This window comes from Flavihumibacter sp. ZG627, from assembly GCF_000814325.1.
Classification (GTDB): domain Bacteria; phylum Bacteroidota; class Bacteroidia; order Chitinophagales; family Chitinophagaceae; genus Flavihumibacter.
Map to the genome: position 1 here is coordinate 40925 of NZ_JPHF01000006.1, position 20921 is coordinate 61845.

Below are 20921 nucleotides of genomic sequence, written 5' to 3' on the forward strand. Positions count from 1 at the left end.
CTCAGAGATTATTAGCAACAAACATGTTGCAAAGTTTGTACAGCACCCGGGCGCCTACATTGGCATCCCAGTCATTGTTGCCTACACCAACTTCATTAAGATCAAACCCAACGATCTGCCTGCCACTTTCCACCACTTTTTTGAAAAGATAAAACACCTGTGAAACTTCAAATCCACCGGCAACAGGGGTTCCGGTATTGGGACACAATTTTGGATCTAGTCCATCTATATCAAAACTCAGGTAAACTTTTTGAGGCAGGCCAGCAACAATTTCATCCGATATTTTTTTCCAGGTTTCACCTTCATACATGCGTTCCCTAATCTGCTTATCGAAATAGGTTATAATCCGGCCTTTGCTTGCGCTTATATAATCTATTTCTTCATCACAATAATCACGTACCCCAACCTGAACCAGCTTTTCAATTCCCGGCATTTCTTCAAGAACGTTAAACATTATGCTGGCATGCGAATAACGGAAATCCTCATAGGCCTTTCTAAGGTCGCAATGAGCATCTATCTGCAGTATGCCAAAAGAGCCATGTTTTTCTGTTAGTGCTTTGATATAACCGAAAGGTGTACTGTGGTCACCACCCAGCAAGGCGACAAGTTTGCCTTTATCAAGGAGTTCTTTTGTTTGCGCATGTACCCAGTTGATCATGAAATTACTTCCTTCATTGATCTCCTTAAGGGAGCGGCACATGAAATTATTTCTTTCAACTTCCTCACCATTTGAAATATAATCAATGTACAATTCGGCCTCTTTGCGGAGGTAATCACTTTTTAACAAAATCTTTTTATCTACCTCTCGCATATAAAAACCATTGCGCCATATATCGTGGTAGTCGGCATCATAGAGGTCAACCTGAAGACTTGCTTTGGAGATATTATCTGCGGCTCTTGCTGTTCCTGCATTATAGCTCACTGTCACTTCCCACGGAACGGGAAGTATTACCAGGCGCGCATCTTCCTCAGAAGTTGGGAGTCCAAAAAGGTTATGATTGGGGTTGCCTAGGCTATTTGCATCGAACTGGGAGAGGTCCATATCTGTATATTAAAAACGGCCGCAAGTTAGGACAGCTGCAGGTAGATGCAAAATTAAAAGTTAGGGTTGTATGGTATAAACAAATCAATACCCAATGTCAATTTGGACTAACTTTGCGGCGGAACACTGCGCAATATGAAAAAGACACACATTATTATCTTGATTTTCATTGCAATAGCTATTGCGGTGCTTATCAGCTTTATGGGCGATCTCACAACTTATGATACGGTTGCCTCTGCACGTGAAAAAGAGGGAAAATTTGTACACCTCATTGCAAAACTGGACAAAACCAAGCCCGTAGAGTACGATGCCATTAAAAACCCGAATTACATGCGGTTTACCGCCATTGATACGCTGGGCAACTCAACCCCTGTGATCTATCACAATGCTAAGCCCACAGATTTTGAGAAAAGTGAGCGTCTCGTATTGAAAGGAAGTATGAAAGATGGCCAGTTTGAAGCCGATGAGATGCTCATGAAATGCCCTTCCAAGTATAAGGAAGATGTTGAAGTAAATAAGAAAAATCTGAGTTCAAATTAATTTGATTCTCCCATGAATTATATCGGTGAAAACCTGTTGCCCGGGCAACTGGGGCATTTCTTTGTAGTACTGGCATTGGTGTCGTCGTTAGTTGCTACCATATCCTATTTCAAATCCGCAAACTCAATTGACCCCGCCGATGAACTTCGGTGGAGAAAGCTTGCCAGGATAGCATTTGGCATCGATTTCCTTTCTGTATTCACTGTTTTCGGAATACTTTATTATATCATTTCATCGCACAGCTTCGAGTATTTTTATGCATGGAACCATAGTAATCTTTCCCTCAATACACAATACCTCCTTGCATGTATTTGGGAGGGACAGGAGGGTAGTTTTATGCTATGGACCCTCTGGCATGCAGTATTAGGTGCGCTTTTAATTTTCAGGGGTACAAAATGGGAAGCGCCGGTAATGGCTGTGATCTCATTTATGCAGCTATGCCTGGCAACCTTTATCCTGGGGGTTTATGTAGGAGACACTTCCATAGGAAGCAATCCTTTTCTACTGGTAAGGGAAAAATTTGCAGACGCTCCTGTATTTGCTCGAGCCGATTATCTGAGCCTTGCACAAATGCAGGATGGACAGGGCCTTAACCAACTCCTTCAGAATTATTGGATGGTAATACACCCACCCGTATTGTTTCTTGGATTTGCAGCTTCAATTGTTCCCTTTGCTTTTGCGGTAGCGGGACTATGGAAAAATGATTATACATGGACTAAGCCAGCACTTCCATGGAGTCTTTTTGCAGCTGGGATTCTTGGATTGGGTATAATGATGGGGGCCGCATGGGCCTATGAATCTCTAACATTTGGTGGTTATTGGGCATGGGATCCTGTGGAAAATGCTTCATTGGTACCATGGCTGGTACTTGTTGCGGGAATTCACACCCAGGTTATATATAATGCTACCGGGCATTCCCTTCGGGCTACCAAGGTGTTCTTTATTCTTGGCTTCTGCATGGTACTGTATTCAACTTTTTTAACCAGAAGCGGGGTTTTAGGCGATAGTTCAGTACACGCATTTACAGGGCTTGGCATGGACGCCCAGTTGTTGATATTTTTATTGATATTTCTGATTCCCGCCTTTGTTCTATTCTTCAAAAGATTTAAAGAGATCCCCCATATAGTAAAAGAAGAGGAAACATCTTCAAGGGAATTCTGGATGTTTATTGGTGCTCTAGTCTTATTTCTTAGTGCAGCAATTATTACCTGGCAAACTTCTTTCAATCCTATCTATAATAAAATTACCGGTCAGTCTACAGCTGCCCCTGAAGATATTGAATTCTCCTACAACAAGATCCAGGTTTTTGTTGCAATTGTAATTGCCTTACTAACAGCAATCACCCAATACCTAAAATACAAAAAAACAGCTCCCCAATTGTGGGTAAAAAAGATATTAGTTCCTACTTCCATCGCAGCCGCCATTACACTTATTTTTTTCCTGGTGAGCGGACTTGAATATGATAAAAAAGGAATTGGTTTCCAGGCAGCGTTATATCTGGCATTCTTTGCCAGCGTGTATTCAGTTGTTGCTAATGCCAGCTATATATGGATCGGTTTGAATGGCAGGTTAAAAGCAGCCGGTGCATCAGTGGCACATGTGGGATTTGGGCTTAGCCTCGTTGGTATTCTGATCTCATCATCCAACAAGCAGGTGCTATCATATAATACTACAGGTATAAACCTCAAATTTGATGAGAGGTCTAAAGAAAAATCTCTCGAAAACCTTACTCTCATAAAAGGTGTTGCCACAGATATGGGAAAATACTGGGCAACCTTTGTGAATAGTGATAGCACAAACTCTACGGGAAATATCAGCTATTATAAGGTTGATATGATGAAGAAAGACAGTACAGAATCATTTTCATTATATCCTAACCTGATACGAAATACAAAAGGGCAGGAAGGATTCTCAAATAATCCGGATGCGCGTCATTATTGGAACAAGGATATTTTTAGTTATATCACCTATGCAGATGATATGGATAAACGTGAGGATACTGCGCAATTCAAAAGTTACACGGTCAATGTAAAGGATACAGTTTATTATTCAAATGGATTCTTTATTCTTGATAAGGTTGTACCAAACCCTTCTAACAAAAAATACCAGTTTAAGCCCACTGATACGGCATTGATGGCTGCTATTACAGTTTATTCAAAAGAAGGAACCCGTTTTACAGCCCAACCGGTATTTTATGTAGAGGGGAATCAGGCCAGGTATATACTTGATACTGTTTATGCACAGAATATTGCTTTGGGTTTTAGCAAGGTGATGGCAGATCAGAAAATAGAGCTACAGGTTAAAGAGAGCAATCGAATGGTGCCATTTGTTGCGCTCAAGGTTTATGAATTCCCCCAAATAAATATTTTATGGTTGGGCATTATTCTCATGACAATTGGATTTGGTATAAGTGTAGTTTACCGAAGCCGGCAGGGAAGGCTGAAGGCTGTGAATAAAATTTAGCAAACCACTAACAGCTATTCGGGTGACCAGATTGTCTTATGAGGCATTAAGATAGTAGTTGTTCAATTCATGCGTAGGAATCTATTTTTAAAAGGGCGGTTGCTTGCTTTGATGGTGATGTTGCTGATAGTTATCGGTGCGCTTGGGCAATCTCCCCAACCATCACCTTCTCATCCTGCTCCACTACCAGCATTGAAACCGAAACCAGGACCACTACCTTTCAATCCACGTTGGGGCCCTAATGATACAATCATAGTACCAATTTATGTTTTAGCTGGTGATACGCTTCCCTCCGGCTTAATGGAATATGTATTTGTGGATGCTCCCATGCCACCGGCCATGAGGAAAAGATATTCGAAGTGGACCCGTCTCAGAAATGCTGTGTATGTTACTTACCCCTACGCCAAAAGAGCCGGAATCATTATTAATGATATTAATGGTCAGACGGCAAATATGTCTGGCGGACAAAGAAAAAAATACCTGGAGAGCAGGGAAAAAGAATTAAAAAAAGAATTTACGGAACCTCTTACCAAATTATCAGTATACCAGGGGAGAGTGCTGATGAAGTTAATCAACAGGCAAACTGGTAATAACTGTTATGAGTTGATTAAAGAATACAGGGGAGGATTTTCTGCTCGATTCTGGCAGACAGTAGCCTTCTTTTTCGGCAGCAGCCTCAAACAACCCTATAATGCGGTGACGGAGGACAAAGAGATCGAATTGATCGTTCGCGAAGTAGAGCAATTATACAGGTGATCCGCCGGCATTAGCAGCGAATCACCTGATAATTTTTATAATTATTTTCCAGCCTTTAATTCATCCTGCAATGCTTCAAGTTCGCTCCATTTGGCAGCTGCTGCAAGTTTTGCTTGTTTTGGCCAGCTGCTTGGATTATGCACTTTGAATTTATTACCCGCTGCATCTAATATACCTCTTAATTTTTTGGGAGTTGCCTTTGAAAGATCTGTAAAGGTCACAATTGCGTCTGCAATAAGCAGTTCCGCGATTTTCTTACCAATTCCTTCGATTTTAGTGAGATCATCAACAGCGGGCTTCTCTACTTTCTTTTTAGCAGTAGCAACCTTCTTTTCCGTCGCAGCTTTCTTTGCGGGCGCTTTCTTTACTGGCTTTTGTACTGACTCATTAATGGCCACCTGCTGTTCAGCTTCAACAACTTCAGGAACAGTAATCACACAATTATCTACCGCCAATCCTGCTTTATGAACATAGTTTTCTGCAAACCAGTCATTCACCCAACGACCATCATTGAGAAGAAATCTATACTCATATGTTTTACCGGCTTCCAATGCCACTGTGGCTTTAAGGGTGCCATCTTTTTGTACTTTTAATCCAATACCTTCATTCACATCCCAGTTATTGAAATCACCTAAAAGGAGAGCTTCAGTTGCTTCTCCGAGTGCCTCAGAAGGCAGAATAAATGTCACTTTCTTTTCCATAAACATGTATTTTAACTAATTGCTTGCCTGCACTTAATACAGCGCCGCAAATATAGTAACCCTAAGCCAGTATTATGTTTTTCCACATATTGTGGAAAACAATAAAGTAAATTAGCAGTATTTTTTAGAACCTATATTAATCGGATTCTTAATATTTTAGAAAAGTATTACATCCATTAATTCTTTTCATGCGAACTATTCCCTCATCACTTATTTTAAGTCTGATCTTACTTCAATCATGCAGTGAGATTGTAAATAATGCAGCTGATTATACCGGTTGGACGGCCTATGCAGGTACCCCTGATGGTATGCGATATTCTTCTAATGATCAGATAAATGTAGCCAATGTAAAGGCACTTCAATTAGCATGGACTTATGGTACAAACGATCACGATTCTGCAAATCGTTCCCAAAACCAGTGCAATCCTATTGTAATTGATAATATTCTTTATGGCATCTCTCCTAAACTGAAGCTTTTTGCTATAAATGCTTCAACAGGACAGGAGAAATGGATATTTGATCCAGCCAATGAAGACAGTAACTCCAACCATGATCCCTACGCATTTTACAAGGTTAGCAGAGGCCTGGTTTATTGGGAGGGGAATAATGTATCTGAAAGACGCATCCTTTATAGTGCAGGGGCTCGAACTTATGCTATCAATATTGCTGATGGAAAACCTATTAGAAGTTTTGGGGAAAATGGTTTTATAGATCTCACTAAAGATTTAGACAGGGAAATTGGGAGTTATAACCCTTTTATAGTAAACACAACACCGGGGGTTGTTTTCAGGGATATATTAATTATCGGTTCCCGTGTATCAGAATCTGCCGACGGTGCACCAGGTCATATTCGTGGTTATGATATCCGAACGGGCAAACGTAAATGGATATTTCATACTATTCCGCATCCGGGTGAAACCGGATATGAAAGCTGGCCCGATAAAGATGCCTGGAAAAAGCTGGGCGGCGCAAATAGCTGGGCAGGAATGTCACTTGATGAAATACGTGGGATTGTATATATCCCTACAGGTTCAATAGCCGGGGACTTTTATGGTGGATTCCGAAAAGGCAGCAACCTCTTTGCAAATTCATTGGTTGCTCTTGATGCCGCCACGGGCAAATATCTCTGGCATTTTCAGACAGTGCATCATGACCTTTGGGATCGGGACCTGCCGGCCAATCCTAACCTGTTGACTGTTACCCACGGAGGTAAAAAAATTGATGCTGTAGCCCAGATTACCAAGCACGGGTATATATTCCTGTTTGACCGTGAAAATGGTAAGCCACTATTTCAAATACAAGAAAAACCTGTCCCAACATTTGCTCTACCGGGCGAAGAAGTATGGCCAACACAACCTGTCCCTTTATTGCCTGAACCATTTGCCCGACAAAAATTTGCTGAAGAAGATATATCGGACCTTGACCCTCAAACATATCCGGAATTGTTGTCAGCCTATAGAAAGATAAAATATAGTACCATGTTCACTCCTCCTTCTAAAGAAGGGTCCTGGATTTTCCCCGGATTTGATGGGGGTGGAGAATGGGGTGGCGCTGCTGTGGATCCTGAATCCGCTACTATTTATGTTCATAGCAGCGAACTGCCCTGGTCATTAACGATGATTGATGTTCCTCCTACCGGTAATGCGCATATGAAAATTGATGCTGGTAAAGCAGTTTACAATAAATATTGTATTTCCTGCCATGGCCCAGACCTTAAAGGGAATGGACCTTCCTATCCTTCCCTGGTAGATATTGCAAAGCGGTTAAAGAAAGATGATCTGAGAAAAACCATTGATAATGGTAAAAATATGATGCCCTCCTTCAAACATCTCACAGAACAGGAAAAAAATGCGGTTCTGAAGTATTTTAATCCAAATGCTGAAAATGGCTCGCTTAAAGGCGAAACAAATCAGGTTTCAAAAGAACCCGTATCCCAATCTATATTGGATGAAGTGCCATACACGATGACAGGGTACAATCGGTTCCTTGATAGGAACGGTTATCCTGGCATAAAACCACCATGGGGAACCCTAAATGCTGTTGACCTGAATACGGGGAAATTAATCTGGAAAGTGCCGGTGGGTGAATATCCGGAACTCTCCAGGAAAGGAATACCAGTTACAGGAACTGAAGGCTATGGAGGACCACTGGTCACAAAAGGAGGACTTGTTTTTATTGCTGCATCACGCGATTCCCAATTCAGAGCTTTCGACAAATATTCAGGTAAATTATTGTGGGAGGTGGCATTACCTGTACCAGGTTATGCAACACCTGCCACATATATGGTAGATGGAGTTCAGTATGTTGTGATAGCCTGTGGTGGAGGAAAAATTGGAAGTCCATCAGGTGATAAGTATCTGGCATTTTCCCTCCCCACAAGTAAATGATTATACTGGTTCAACCAAAGAAAATGGAAATTCTGGTTTTTAAGTATATTCAATGCCCAATTAAACAACAACGTTATGAACCGAAAACTACGCATGGGCATGATCGGAGGTGGAAGCGACGCCTTCATAGGTGCTATTCACCGTCATGCTGCCAATCTTGATGGAAAGATCGAGTTGGTTTGCGGTGCACTCAGCATCAACAAAGAAATTGCTATATCCAGTGGTCGTTCCCTGTTCCTTGCAGAGGATAGAATATATTCTACTTATGAAGAAATGCTAGAGAAAGAAGCTGCGCTTCCCGCCGATAAGCGAATGGATTTTGTAACAATAGTTACCCCAAACTTTGCGCATTTTGCACCGGCTATGAAGGCGCTGGATAAAGGTTTCAATGTTGTCATTGAAAAGCCGATAACCCTATCACTTGAAGAGGCGTTGGAACTTGACAAAAAAGTAAAGGAAACGGGATTGATTCTTTGTCTTACGCATACCTATACTGGTTATCCTATGGTGAAAGAAGCCAAGTCAATAATTGCTGAAGGTAAACTGGGGAAAATTAGAAAAGTTTATGTAGAATATCGCCAGGGATGGTTGAGCCGGTTATCTGAGCGCGAAGGCAATGCCGGTGCTGCCTGGAGAACGGATGCCAAGAAATCGGGCAAAAGTGGTGTGATGGGTGATATTGGCACCCACGCTTTTAATCTTACTGAATATATTACCGGATTGCAGGTAAGTGAACTTTGTGCGAACCTGAATGTGGTGGTTGATGGTCGCGCCTTGGATGATGATGGCGCTGTATTACTTCGATTCAGTAATGGCGCAAGTGGTGTGCTCATGGCAACCCAGGTAGCTGCAGGGGAAGAAAATAATCTGGTAATAAGAATTTATGGTGAAAATGGTGGATTGGAATGGCACCAACATGAACCTAATAGTCTTTTGCTAAAATGGTATGATAAACCCATGGAAACATTAAGGGCAGGTTCTGCCTACCTGAGTGACCTTGCAAAACATAATTGCCGAACTCCAGGTGGGCACCCCGAAGGTTACCTGGAAGCATTTGCCAATTTGTATAAGAACTTTACGCTTGCACTCTCGGCCAGGCTCAATAATACAACTGCAAAAGATATAGTGGAATTTCCATCCGTTGCAGAAGGTATACGTGGTATGGCATTTATCGAAAATGTTGTCAGAAGCAATGACAGCAATGAGAAATGGGTAAGTTATACCATCTAAATATCAGGATGATCGCATCTTTGTGACAATACCCGTCGTGGAAAAACCTTCCACGATGGGGTTGATCACAACCCGTCCACCATTCTCCATTACTTCCTTGTGGCCAACAACTTCTTCAACGCGGTAGTCACCTCCTTTTACAAGGGTATGGGGTAGTATTGTTGTTATGAGATCAAAGGGAGTATCTTCTTCAAAAATAATTACTGCATCCACCATTATCAGTGATGCAACAAGAACAGCACGGGAATCCTGATCATTGATTGGTCGTTCTGGACCCTTATTGAGCCTTTTAACAGAAGCATCAGAATTTACTCCAACTATCAGAATATCGCCTTCCTGTGCAGCCTGGGAGAGAGAATAAATATGACCCCGATGCAAAATATCAAACACCCCATTTGTGAAAACGATCCTTTTACCAAGGAATTTCCAAATGTTCACAGCCTTCAATAAATCCGGAAGCCTGAAAATCTTGGTTGGTATAACGGCAGCATTCATCATATATTTTGATTGTCGGATGGCGAAATCGGTAACATATCTTGTCCGGCCCTTAGTTTACGCTTGCCAGCATTTATGGCTGGTAATAATAATAAGGAAAGGCCTCCGGATAAGAGTATGAGGAAAGTTTGAGCAAGCCAAAGCAACCAGCCAAATGCTTTACCAATATTTTCCCCTAATCCATAAAGTACCATGGTTTCCTGCACCAGAATAGGATAAGCGCCAATACCTCCCTGTGTAACGATCATGCCTACACTACCCAGAGACAATACTGAGAAGGAGGGGAGCCAACCATATACACTGGTTGGGTCCATCGCATAAAAGCCGATGCGGATACTTGCCAGGTACAGAAACCAAATAAGAAAAGTATGGAAGAAAAATCCAGCTTTATTTTTAACATATCGCACACTGGTAACGCCTTCCCATATCCCTTTGACAACAACCCTGATTTTTTTAATAAACCCGATATGAGAATATTTCCAGAGAGCATACCAAAAACCGGTTCCAATAATTAGTAATATGGATAGAATCATCAGGATGCGGGTATAGTTTATTTCGCCAGTACCTCCGGTGAGAAGGTCATTAACCATATCGCCGGCAAAATTTCCAATCACATCTATCTGCGAAAAAATAGTGATAAAAAAAACTATTACAAGGCAGATAAGATCGAAGGCCCTTTCTGCAACAATGGTTCCAATGAGTTTATCAGCAGGTACCTTTTCATAGCGTGCAAGTATTGTACATTTAAGTACTTCACCAAGCCGAGGAACGGCCAGGTTTGCTAGGTATCCCACAAGTACTGCAAAATAGGTATTAAGGTTTGAGGGTTTATACCCCATGGGTTCCATCAATATCTTCCAGCGGATGGCCCTGCTGTAATGACTTAGCAATAAGGCGAGTGAAACTGGAACTAGTAGCCAGTAATTAGTCTCCGCAAGGGCTGTCTTAATTTCATTCCAATCGGCCGGACTTATCTTACCAATGCTCCACCAAACCAGAAAGATCCCCAGCCCAAGGAATATTGCATATTGAAGAAGGCTGCTGATCTTTTTATTCATATGAAAGATTTGGTCCTATAAAGATAACAGCAAGGTATTACCCCGCCATTATAATAAGTTCCCCTCTTTTGGAAATACTATCCAAGGTTGGAAGGCTTTGGCTTTCTCAAAATCCATGCGGGCATACGAAATAATGATAACAATATCGCCAACTGAACCCTGCCTTGCAGCCGGTCCATTCAGGCAACAAACCCCTGAACCCCTTTTGCCCTTTATTAGATAGGTCTCAATCCTCGAACCTGTATTTACATTCACAACCTGTATCTTTTCATGTTCAATCATATTTGCTGCTTCCATAATGTCTTCATCAAGAGTAAGGCTTCCCACATAATGCAGGTTCGCTTCTGTTATGGTACAGCGATGAACTTTCGATTTTAAAACTTCAATATCCATTTAAGAGGAGTTGATTTATTTACGCTCCGCAAGTTAATATTTTCCCGGAATGAATTTAAGGGATTAACATATTATCGATCAGCCTCACGTTGTTGAGAAATGCTGCAACAAGCGCAACAAGTGGTCTTTTGCCATCCCACTCTTCCAATACTTCCAGATTGTCGGCCGCGGCGATCGCCACATAATCAACTTTGAAACCATTATTGTTAAGTGAATCAGTTGCGGCCATTGAAATAGGAAGGAGAGGGCCTGCATTTACTGTCTTCTTTATTCTTCCCAACACTTCGGCTATATGCACAGCCTTCTTTCTTTCCAGTTCATTCAACCGCATATTACGGCTACTCATGGCAAGTCCATCGGCCTCACGCAATGTTTCACATGTATGAAGCCTGGTTTTACTAGCTATTATCTGAAGAAGTTTCTTGACTACCATGCATTGCTGAAAATCTTTCTGACCCATAAAAAGATCATCTGCAGGTATAATTTCAAGCAGGCGATTCATCACCTGGCACACGCCCTGGAAATGACCAGGACGGTATTTGCCTTCAAAAATGGTCTCCAGGTATCCAAGGTCGTAGTTTGGTAGCTGATCAATGCCATCGGAGTATATATCTGTCACTTCGGGGAGAAAAAGATAGTCCATCCCGGCTTTTTCCAGGATCTCAATGTCTTTTTCTAAGGTTATGGGGTATTTTTCAAAGTCTTTTGGATCATTGAACTGGGTAGGGTTAACAAATATGCTGCAAACTGTAATATCATTATAATGTTTTGCAGCGGCCATCAAGGAAAGATGGCCGTCATGAAGGGCTCCCATCGTGGGAACAAAACCGATTGTCCGTTTCTGCAGTGCTAATGCTCTCAGTTCCTTAAATATGGCGGTCGCCCTTTTGATCAGGATCATAAATGAAGGTTTTTAACATCTGGGGTTGCCCTAATTCCGGTTTTTCAGCTAAAAAAATATACCTTTGCAAACTATTTGACTGAAAAATCAGTGCTGTTTTCACCAATCGTAACCGATCAAATGTCAACAAAGAAAAGAATTTTATTCATTGCCAACGAAATGTCGCCTTACCTGGAGCTGACAGAGTTTTCTGAGATCGTGAACAGGCTGGCCATCAAATCCAATGACAATGGTTTTGAAGTGCGTTGCATTATGCCCCGGTTCGGTACCATAAATGAACGCCGTCACCGTTTGCATGAAGTGGTGCGATTATCTGGTATCAATGTATCCGTAGATAATGATGACTTCCCTCTGCAGATAAAGGTGGCATCACTTCCAAACGCCCGTCTCCAGGTTTATTTCCTGGATAATGAAGACCTTTTCAAACGAAAATTTGTTTTCCATGATGAAAAGGAGGCCTGGTATGATGATAATAGTTTGCGGACAATTTTTTTCTGTAAGGGTGCGCTTGAGACCGTTAAGAAATTCGGATGGCCTCCGGATATCATTCATTGCAGTGGGTGGATGAGCAGCCTTATTCCACTTTTCCTGAAAACCGCTTACAAAAAGGAGCCGGTTTTTGGTCACAGTAAAACCGTTTTCACAATAGGCCAGAATACCTTTAAGGAAAAGCTGGGTCCTGAATTTCTCAAGGCTGCGGCTATCCATGCCAATGTTAAGGAGAAAGACCTTGAACCATTCAAAGAAGGTACTAATGCTGCTTTGTTTCGTGGTGGTGCTACCTATGCTGATGCAATCAGTTTCGGTGCAGAAAAAGTTGACAAGAAACTTGCGGATGAATTTTCAAAAGTGAAAGGCAAGAAGATTCTCGCATACAATGCTGAGTCTGATTTAACAGACTATTTACAACTGTATACCGACCTTGCCAAGTAGTGTTTTTTGGCCATCCAAAATTTTAGACTAATTAACCGGTTTTTTGTGAAGAAACTCCTGTACAGCCTTTCCTTATTAATTGCTATCGTTTTTTATATTTCTTCATGCACCAAAATCAGAACTACTGATCTGGGTGGAGATCTTATTCCCGCAGTGGACAATGTAAACGTATTTGATACCACGCTCGAAGTCATTACTGAACTTTATCAACTACCCGACAGCACCCGAGTAACCAGAACATCGGATCATGCACTAGGAATTCTAAACGACCCTGCCTTTGGTAAAACTACCGGTGAGATGTATTTCAAATTGCAACCGCAGTTATTTGGTAGTTATCCATTCGGTAAATCGCGTGATAGTCTTATTGGTCTCGACTCGGTCGTGCTTTCATTAAAGTACAAATCATTGTATGGTGACAGCAATTCGATACAATCGATCCGTGTTTTTGAAATAGATCAGTCTGCAGCATTCAAGGACTCATTGCAGGGCTATATCATTAATTCAGCCCCCTTTCTAACGGCTGACCTATTGGCCTCTAAGGAGAATCTTTTATTCAATACACTAAACGATAGTTTAACGTATATAAGAATAAAAGACACTATAACTACAAGCAGTGAATTAAGGATAAAGCTTCCCAATGACTTCGGGATGCGGCTTATGAGTTATGATACCACTACTTACAAAACCGATTCGGCTTTCAATACAAAATTCAAAGGATTTGCGGTAAAGGCAGATGAAGGATCTTCCATCAAAAGAGCCCTGGCTTATTTCAATCTGGCGGATGGCAATACAAGGCTCAGCTTCTATTACCGTACAACAAAGAATGCGCTAGCTGATACTGCTGTTACTGATTTCATCCTTAGAGGATCAGGAAATGCTAATCTGGTTCAGCGTGATCCTACCGGAACAGAATATGGAAATGCATTGGTCAATGGTACCGGTAACCAGGAAAAGTTATTCCTGCAGACTTCACCCGGATCCTATGCCCTCGTCAAGATACCCGGACTGAATGCCCTCTCAAACAGGCTGATATTTAAGGCAACCCTCATTACTGAAAAACTTGAGAGTCCTGAAGATAATTTCTTTAAAGTACCCAATCTCCTTTTCCTGGATGCAGTTGATAGTGCTAATAATAAATTCCTAACTGTACCTAACTCATTTGAGCCCCAGGATAATTCAGCCTTTGGATATAATCCGGCCCTTTTTGGAGGATTCCTTACCAACAATCGATATGAGTTTGATCTCAGCCGATATGTTCAGGGTATAGTTACCAGAAAGGAAAAATCTTATGCCCTCAGGATGTATGCACCCTATATAACCCGGCCAACACTTGCCGGTACCGCTGATATCACCCGTTTTATTGCCTTGAATGGCCCTATTGCCGCGGGAAGAGTAGTGGTTAGCGGCGGTGCTCATCAAGCGAAGAAAATGCGACTCTATATTGTTTACTCCAAATTATAAGCTGCTGGCTTATATTTGCCCCGAATTTTTAAATCTATCATTAATGCCTTACTTGTTTACATCAGAAAGTGTTTCTGAAGGACATCCCGATAAAGTGGCTGACCAAATTTCCGATGCACTTATAGATAACTTCCTAGCATTTGACCCCCAATCAAAAGTTGCCTGTGAAACTTTGGTAACTACCGGACAAGTAGTATTGGCTGGTGAGGTTAAATCAAAAGCTTACCTCGATGTGCAGGAAATTGCCCGCGGTGTAATCCGCAAGATCGGATACACGAAAAGTGAATATATGTTCGAGGCAAATTCATGCGGTGTATTCTCTGCCATTCATGAACAGAGCTCAGATATCAACCAGGGCGTTGACAGAAAAAAGAAGGAAGAGCAGGGTGCCGGCGACCAGGGTATGATGTTCGGGTATGCCACCAATGAGACCGAAGATTATATGCCCCTCGCACTTGACCTTGCACACAAACTATTGCAGGAACTTGCTGCCCTGAGAAAGGAAAATAAGCATATTAAATATCTCCGTCCTGATGCGAAAAGCCAGGTTACACTTGAGTATGACGATAATAACAACCCTGTAAGAATAGATGCTATTGTCATTTCTACTCAGCACGATGATTTTGATTCAGAGGCGAAGATGCTGGCAAAGATCAAAAAGGATATTATTGAAATCCTGATTCCAAGGATCAAGACCAAATATAAAAAGTACGCGAAGTTGTTCAATGATAAGATCAAGTATCATATTAACCCTACCGGCAAATTTGTTATTGGAGGTCCACATGGAGATACGGGACTGACCGGTCGTAAAATAATTGTAGATACATATGGGGGCAAAGGTGCTCATGGGGGTGGTGCATTTAGTGGAAAAGATCCCTCCAAGGTAGATCGCTCTGCAGCTTACGCAACACGACATATTGCGAAAAATCTGGTTGCAGCTGGTGTTTGTGATGAAGTACTGGTTCAAGTCTCTTATGCAATTGGAGTGGCACAACCAATGGGTATTTATGTGAATACTTATGGCACTGCAAAAGTAGATATGACTGATGGGGAAATAGCACGCAAAGTTGAAGGTCTGTTTGATATGCGGCCTTATTTCATTGAGCAACGCCTCAAACTTCGCACACCTATTTACAGTGAAACTGCTGCCTACGGACATATGGGAAGAAAGCCTGAACTAGTAACTAAGACCTTCCGCTCTCCTGATGGAAAGGAAATTACAAAAAAGGTAGAACTATTTACATGGGAGAAACTGGATTATGTTCCTAAGGTTAAAAAGGCCTTTGGATTGAAATAAGTAAAAAGCTGCCCTCGGGGCAGCTTTTACAATTCTTATATTTTTGCACAATGAGAACCTTCCGACAACAGCAACACAGACCTAAAAAAAATACCCTTATCATTGGACGTGATAAGGTGATTGCTGCCATGAAGGAAGGAAAGCAACTGGAGCGTATTTACCTCTCACAAACTATTCATGGTCCTGAGATCGAAGAAGTGAGGGCACTTGCTGCTGAAAATCAGGTTCCGGTCAATAAAGTTCCGGTTGAAAAACTAAATGGATTTAATATAAGTAACCATGGTGGTTGCGTAGGAGTAATTGCCAAAGTACAATACCAGGACCTTCAGGATACCCTTTCTTTCATCATTGAAAGCGGAGATATACCCTTGTTGTTGATGCTTGATGGAATTACCGATGTGCGGAATATTGGTGCTATAGCTCGCACAGCTTACTGTTGCGGCGTTCATGCAATCATCATCCCCGACAAAGGAATTGGCGCCCTTAATGAAGACGCCATCCTGACTTCTGCCGGTGCTCTTGAACAGATCGCCGTCTGCCGTGTGAACAGCCTGATGAAGGCAGTTGATACACTGCACCTGAATGGAATAAAAGTTTTTGCCAGCGAAATGACAGCAGAAACCAGCATATACAATTGTGATTTCAGGGAGCCTGCGGCCATCATCATGGGTGGTGAAGAAAAAGGAATCTATCCCGCACTCATGAAAACCTCTGATATTAGTTTTCGTATACCTATGACAGGTAATTTTGAATCGCTGAATGTTTCTGTTGCTACAGGAATGATCCTTTATGAGATCATGAAACAACGATCCTTATAATATTCCAAATCCAAGGCTGATATAATAGACCGCACCAATTGCTGGATTACCAAAACCACTCCGGTAGTAATGATTGGTAATATTAGTGCCTCCCAGTTTGATCAATGACTTAAGTGCCGGGAACTTATAGGAGATCTGCGCATCAATAGTACTGAAAGCATTTACAGGTCCACTAGCCATTTCACCCTCCCAGAAGAAAGCGTCCTGCCAGTGAAGGGTTAAACCAAATCCGATTTTTTTGGCTTTGCCAACTCCCGTATTAATATAGCCTGCATTGAGCCGGTAATTTGGCGTATTGAAATAGGGAATAAAACCTTCTGCAACATCCCCAATTTCGTCTGAGTAAGCATTCAAAGACAAACTATTTGCTTCATTGAGTTTGTACTGCATTCCAAGTCCAAATCCATAAACTTTTACTTTATCCTGACCATTGGTAACAATGGAATAAGTTAAACCTTTTGATGGCTGATAAAGGGTGGTTCTGCCAAGAAAGTCTTTGTATTGTCCCCAGTATGCATAGGCATCGAACATGAATACATCATTCCATAAGGCTTTATAACCAATTTCAAAAGATTGATTACTTTCTGGTTTCAATTCAGTGAAAACATATGGTTTAGGTTTCGGCACTCCACCTACAAGCTCATGAACAGGATGCTTAGACACTTCCATATAATCCTGTATCCATGGCAGACCACCCAAAAGAGTATAGCCACCTACATTAAGTCTTATGTATTTTCCTTGCGTTGATGCGAAGCGATATGCAGTCTGGTATGAGAAACGAATATTATTATTCTTTGCCACCCTGATTAAAGCAGTGAATCTCGGGGTGAACCTGGGTTTGAAGTCATCGTTCTTATCCCATCTCCCGGAAGCAGAGAGATTAAGCCGTTTGTTCAGCATGTCTTTAGATATCTGGGCATATGCACCAATTTCCTGGATGGTTATGGGGCCCGCAGTATCAATAAACAAGGTGCCATCGGAGTCAAGAATGTATTTTTTCCAATTGCCTCCTACAATCACATCCACGAATTTTACCAGATGCGTAAAGTTATATTGCAATTCGGTCATCCATAACTGTGATTTTTCTTTAAATAATCCTCCAGCTGGTATTGGTGTTTTTCTAATAGCATCAAATGCCTGAACGAATTGTGCGCTTCCAGGTGATGCAAGGTCACGGTCGGCAAAAGCCCTTGCTGCCTGGTGCGCCTCTCTATCCCCAAGATTATTTGCCCTTGCCTGCAGGTATGCCCCTGTATATTGTGGATACCAGCTTTGCATTGGATTGGCTGGATCATAGCTGGGTTTAAGCGCTTCATTAAGATACTGGCCAGTAATATTTGCTGTATATGCTTCCCCGGCATCCTCCTGGGTGGTGAAACTTCGGATAAACCAGTTACGGTGCTTCAATTCAAATTTGTATTGGCTGATCATGATCTCTTTTAAGGCATATCGGTTATTACTTGTATAAACGGTGTTGCCCTTTGACCAGTTTCCCAATACGATGGCCTCTAATGCAGGTGTAATACGATAATGGAGCGCACCTGACATGCGTGTGTTTTTAGCTTGTGGATCTATAAGGCTTTTCTCCTCAAACCCTGTACGCGAAACCATCACAGCCTCTGGTGGCAGAACACCCCCAGGGTTGAGTGCCGCAAGAAAAGGACGAATATCAACGGAGGTCTCATCACCATAAATATTAACGCCATTGTAGTTTGGGTCTGAATTACGGTCACCTGATTTTACCCGTCCCGTAGCACCCACACCTTCATAGTTTGTGCGATCAACAGCAAGCCAGTCTTCTCCTTTAATGAACTGTCCTCCAATCTTAAAGGCAAACCTATCATTAAATGCTTTGGCAATTCGGAAACTATAATCTGAAATAAGGGAAATCTTTTCACGTTGTTTTTTATCAACTTGCATCACTCCGCTACGGGCCTGAAAACTTATGCCCTGGTGGGCAAATGGATCCTTGCTGGTGATCAGGATGGTCCCATTCATACCTCCTGGACCAAAGAGTGCAGATGAAGCGCCGGGCAGGATCTCAACATTGTCAACATCAAGGTCAGTTGGCCCGGTAAAACTTCCCACAAAAAAATTAAGGGCCGGCGCCTGATTGTCCATGCCATCAACAATTTGGTTTACTCTGGGGCTGCCACTGTAGTTAAATCCACGGGTGCTTATAGTTTTAAACGTTAGACTGGAGGTCGTGATATCAACGCCCTTCTGAAATGCTGCGATATCATAATAGGAGAAAGCTGGTGATTGAACGATCTGTGCACTGCCATAACGTTCTATGGATACCGGTGATTCCAGTATACGTGTAGGCTGCCGGGTAGCTGAAATAATTACCTCATGCCCCATTGAGTGTTGTGGTACCATTTCTATGCGCAGCGGTACAGTATCAATAGCCTCAAGTGAGATGCTGTCATATCCGATCGAACTTAGAATAAGGGAAACCGGGAAGCCGGAAACTGGTAATCGGAATTCGCCCCTGTTATTGGTATAGGTGCCTGTGGTTGTCCCTTTTATCAGTACTGTAACATTGGAAAGAGCCTCATTGCCGTATTGATTGAACACTTTGCCCCTAACATACTGGGTCCAGCCCTTTAAGGCTGCAGGCAATGTTAAACACAGTGCCAGCAACACTTTTAGTAGATTCTTTTTCATAATTTAAGGTTTAATGGTAATAGGTAATGGCTCATTTTGTCATGGCCAATTCCGCGAGCCGATTATAATTTGAATGGAATTTTTCTTTTTTGCCTTCAATAAGAAAGGTCTTCTTTGTAAGGGTACCAATTAGTGTTCCTGCTACGGCGCCGAGAACACCATACACAATTGCCCCGCCCGCAGCTTTTTCTTCGGCTGTCATGGCAAAAATCCAATCTTGATCAGGATTATCATCCCCAGATGCAAACCCAAATACCGTCCCAAAAATGGCTCCTGCTCCAAGGCCAATAAGGGCCCCTTTGCCTACTCTTCCTTTTCTTTTGAACTTCATGGATTGGACCTGTTCCGGACTAAGCACATAATTTTCGCTTAAAGAGGTGGAAAAGGGCTGAATGTAGATGGAATCAGTAGTTACCCGCGAAAGATAACCCTCCACGAGCTTGCCATTGGTTTCAATTACGGTCGACTTGTAGATACGTATTTTCCTTGCTCTGGAGGAACTGTCTTGCTTTTGGGCGAATCCGGTAAACATTATGAAGATCGCCAGTATGGTTGTTATTGTCATTTTCATATACCAAAACTAAATGGAGTGAGTAGCGGTATAAAATGGGATTATCATAGCGTTAAAACAAGAATTGCATAATTCGGTAAATGCCCGGGTTTTTCATTGCAGTCGGAAATTGATTATTGCAATAAAAGGAGGTATATTTAATAGAAGTTGGTAGAATTTACTAATGTGAAATTGTGATTTGGCAGAAATTCCCAAAATCTGGTTATGGAAAACGGCAATGTTCAGGTAGCGTTCTTTCAGCATCTTAAATCTCAATTGCCTACGCATGTATCGTTGGTGGAAGAGATTGCAGATTTGCTGGATATTAGTACTGATAGTGCTTATAGAAGACTGCGTGGGGAGAAACCGATAAGTTTTGAAGAACTCCAGAAACTTTGTTTTAAGTACAAGATTTCATTGGATCAGCTTTTTCACCTTCAGTCTGACACCTTAATCTTCTCCGGTCGGAATGTAGGTCAGCCGGATTTTAACTTTCATCAATACCTCAATGGGGTTGTTAGTAATCTGCAATACATGAATACGTTTGAGAAAAAGGAAATCTTTCATCTCAATAAGGATGTTCCAATTTTTCATTTTTTTTATTACCCCCGGCTGGCAGCATTTAAGCTTTATTTCTGGCGGCGTTCTATTGCGCAGGATGAAGAACTTCTGAGTCATAAGTTCAGCTTTGATCTTATTGATGATGAATTATTGAAACTGGGTGAAAAGATGGCCGATGCATATGCCCAACTTCCCTGTACCGAAATATGGAATATTGAAAATATTTCAGCCAGTCTTATGCAGATTAATTACTATAAGGATTCTAACCTCTTTCAATCTAACAGTGATATTCATGATGTTTATCAGGATCTTGAAAAATGTATCGACCATATTGAATACCAGGCTGAATTAGGTTACAAAACGAGTCCTGATGGTAAGGTACATTACCGACATATCCCATACAGGATTTATGTTAATGAATTTATACTTGGTGACAATACCATACAGGTAAAACTCAATGATACGCTGGTTACTTATCTCACGCATTCTGTATTCAATTACCTGAATACCCGCGACCAACAATTCAATGAAAGCATCTCGAAACATTTTCACAATATCATCCGTAAATCAACACTGATAAGCGATTCGGGAGAAAAAGACCGCCGCCGTTTCTTTACTGCTATACGAACAAGAATTAATGAAAGAAAAGCTGCAATTTCGTAGCGACT

Annotated in this window: 18 protein-coding genes; 10 read left to right on the forward strand and 8 right to left on the reverse strand. The window is 41.8% G+C overall.

What is annotated here, in order from left to right; genetic code table 11:
* Position 1: 1 nt before the first annotated feature.
* A complete protein-coding gene (locus HY58_RS12805; protein WP_039132587.1) occupies positions 2-1042 on the reverse strand; it encodes an agmatinase family protein in 1041 nt (346 codons plus the stop codon).
* Between the two features lie 135 nt (positions 1043-1177).
* Here HY58_RS12805 and HY58_RS12810 point away from each other — a divergent pair, with 135 nt between their 5' ends.
* From HY58_RS12810 to HY58_RS12820, 3 genes are all read left to right on the forward strand, one after another.
* Complete coding sequence (locus tag HY58_RS12810; protein WP_039132589.1) at positions 1178-1582, forward strand: cytochrome c maturation protein CcmE; 405 nt, start codon at positions 1178-1180, stop codon at positions 1580-1582.
* 12 nt (positions 1583-1594) lie between these two features.
* On the forward strand, positions 1595-4045 hold the full coding sequence (gene ccsA, locus HY58_RS12815; RefSeq protein WP_039132591.1) for a cytochrome c biogenesis protein CcsA: 2451 nt from the start codon (positions 1595-1597) through the stop codon (positions 4043-4045).
* A gap of 69 nt (positions 4046-4114) precedes the next feature.
* A complete protein-coding gene (locus tag HY58_RS12820) occupies positions 4115-4801 on the forward strand; it encodes a DUF4294 domain-containing protein (RefSeq protein WP_253271565.1) in 687 nt (228 codons plus the stop codon).
* 41 nt (positions 4802-4842) lie between these two features.
* Here the strand turns inward: HY58_RS12820 and HY58_RS12825 are convergent, their stop codons facing one another.
* On the reverse strand, positions 4843-5502 hold the full coding sequence (locus HY58_RS12825; protein WP_039132837.1) for a helix-hairpin-helix domain-containing protein: 660 nt from the start codon (positions 5500-5502) through the stop codon (positions 4843-4845).
* A gap of 188 nt (positions 5503-5690) precedes the next feature.
* Here HY58_RS12825 and HY58_RS12830 point away from each other — a divergent pair, with 188 nt between their 5' ends.
* Positions 5691-7889, forward strand: coding sequence for a PQQ-binding-like beta-propeller repeat protein (locus tag HY58_RS12830; RefSeq protein ID WP_039132593.1), 2199 nt, complete (start codon positions 5691-5693; stop codon positions 7887-7889).
* Positions 7890-7964: 75 nt separating this feature from the next.
* Positions 7965-9119, forward strand: coding sequence for a Gfo/Idh/MocA family protein (locus tag HY58_RS12835; RefSeq protein WP_039132595.1), 1155 nt, complete (start codon positions 7965-7967; stop codon positions 9117-9119).
* A 3-nt stretch (positions 9120-9122) separates the two neighbouring features.
* Here HY58_RS12835 and rfaE2 read toward each other — a convergent pair whose 3' ends face one another.
* From rfaE2 to panC, 4 genes are read right to left on the reverse strand one after another with little or no spacing between them, the layout of a single operon-like run.
* The gene (rfaE2, locus tag HY58_RS12840; RefSeq protein WP_039132597.1) at positions 9123-9617 is read right to left on the reverse strand and encodes a D-glycero-beta-D-manno-heptose 1-phosphate adenylyltransferase; all 495 of its coding nucleotides are present in this window, start codon (positions 9615-9617) and stop codon (positions 9123-9125) included.
* Positions 9614-10672, reverse strand: coding sequence for a lysylphosphatidylglycerol synthase transmembrane domain-containing protein (locus tag HY58_RS12845; RefSeq protein WP_039132599.1), 1059 nt, complete (start codon positions 10670-10672; stop codon positions 9614-9616). The genes rfaE2 and HY58_RS12845 overlap by 4 nt, the downstream gene beginning before the upstream one ends.
* 48 nt (positions 10673-10720) lie before the next feature.
* Complete coding sequence (panD, locus tag HY58_RS12850; protein WP_039132601.1) at positions 10721-11065, reverse strand: aspartate 1-decarboxylase; 345 nt, start codon at positions 11063-11065, stop codon at positions 10721-10723.
* A gap of 55 nt (positions 11066-11120) precedes the next feature.
* Complete coding sequence (panC, locus tag HY58_RS12855; protein ID WP_039132603.1) at positions 11121-11966, reverse strand: pantoate--beta-alanine ligase; 846 nt, start codon at positions 11964-11966, stop codon at positions 11121-11123.
* A gap of 120 nt (positions 11967-12086) precedes the next feature.
* On the opposite strand from panC, the gene HY58_RS12860 reads away from it, so the two are divergent.
* From HY58_RS12860 to rlmB, 4 genes are read left to right on the forward strand one after another with little or no spacing between them, the layout of a single operon-like run.
* Positions 12087-12899, forward strand: coding sequence for a glycogen/starch synthase (locus tag HY58_RS12860; RefSeq protein WP_039132605.1), 813 nt, complete (start codon positions 12087-12089; stop codon positions 12897-12899).
* 45 nt (positions 12900-12944) lie between these two features.
* Positions 12945-14360: a DUF4270 family protein gene (locus HY58_RS12865; protein WP_039132607.1), complete on the forward strand. Its 1416-nt coding sequence runs from the start codon at positions 12945-12947 to the stop codon at positions 14358-14360.
* A 43-nt stretch (positions 14361-14403) separates the two neighbouring features.
* Positions 14404-15657, forward strand: coding sequence for a methionine adenosyltransferase (metK, locus tag HY58_RS12870; protein WP_039132609.1), 1254 nt, complete (start codon positions 14404-14406; stop codon positions 15655-15657).
* 50 nt (positions 15658-15707) lie between these two features.
* On the forward strand, positions 15708-16475 hold the full coding sequence (gene rlmB, locus HY58_RS12875) for a 23S rRNA (guanosine(2251)-2'-O)-methyltransferase RlmB (RefSeq protein ID WP_039132612.1): 768 nt from the start codon (positions 15708-15710) through the stop codon (positions 16473-16475).
* Here the strand turns inward: rlmB and HY58_RS12880 are convergent.
* Together HY58_RS12880 and HY58_RS12885 are read right to left on the reverse strand one after the other, a co-directional pair.
* Positions 16470-19142, reverse strand: a complete 2673-nt coding sequence (locus tag HY58_RS12880) for a TonB-dependent receptor domain-containing protein (protein WP_039132613.1) — start codon at positions 19140-19142, stop codon at positions 16470-16472. The genes rlmB and HY58_RS12880 overlap by 6 nt on opposite strands.
* 31 nt (positions 19143-19173) lie before the next feature.
* On the reverse strand, positions 19174-19713 hold the full coding sequence (locus HY58_RS12885; RefSeq protein WP_039132615.1) for a hypothetical protein: 540 nt from the start codon (positions 19711-19713) through the stop codon (positions 19174-19176).
* Between the two features lie 204 nt (positions 19714-19917).
* Here HY58_RS12885 and HY58_RS12890 point away from each other — a divergent pair, with 204 nt between their 5' ends.
* Positions 19918-20916: a helix-turn-helix domain-containing protein gene (locus tag HY58_RS12890; RefSeq protein ID WP_039132617.1), complete on the forward strand. Its 999-nt coding sequence runs from the start codon at positions 19918-19920 to the stop codon at positions 20914-20916.
* The last annotated feature ends 5 nt before the right edge of the window (positions 20917-20921 follow it).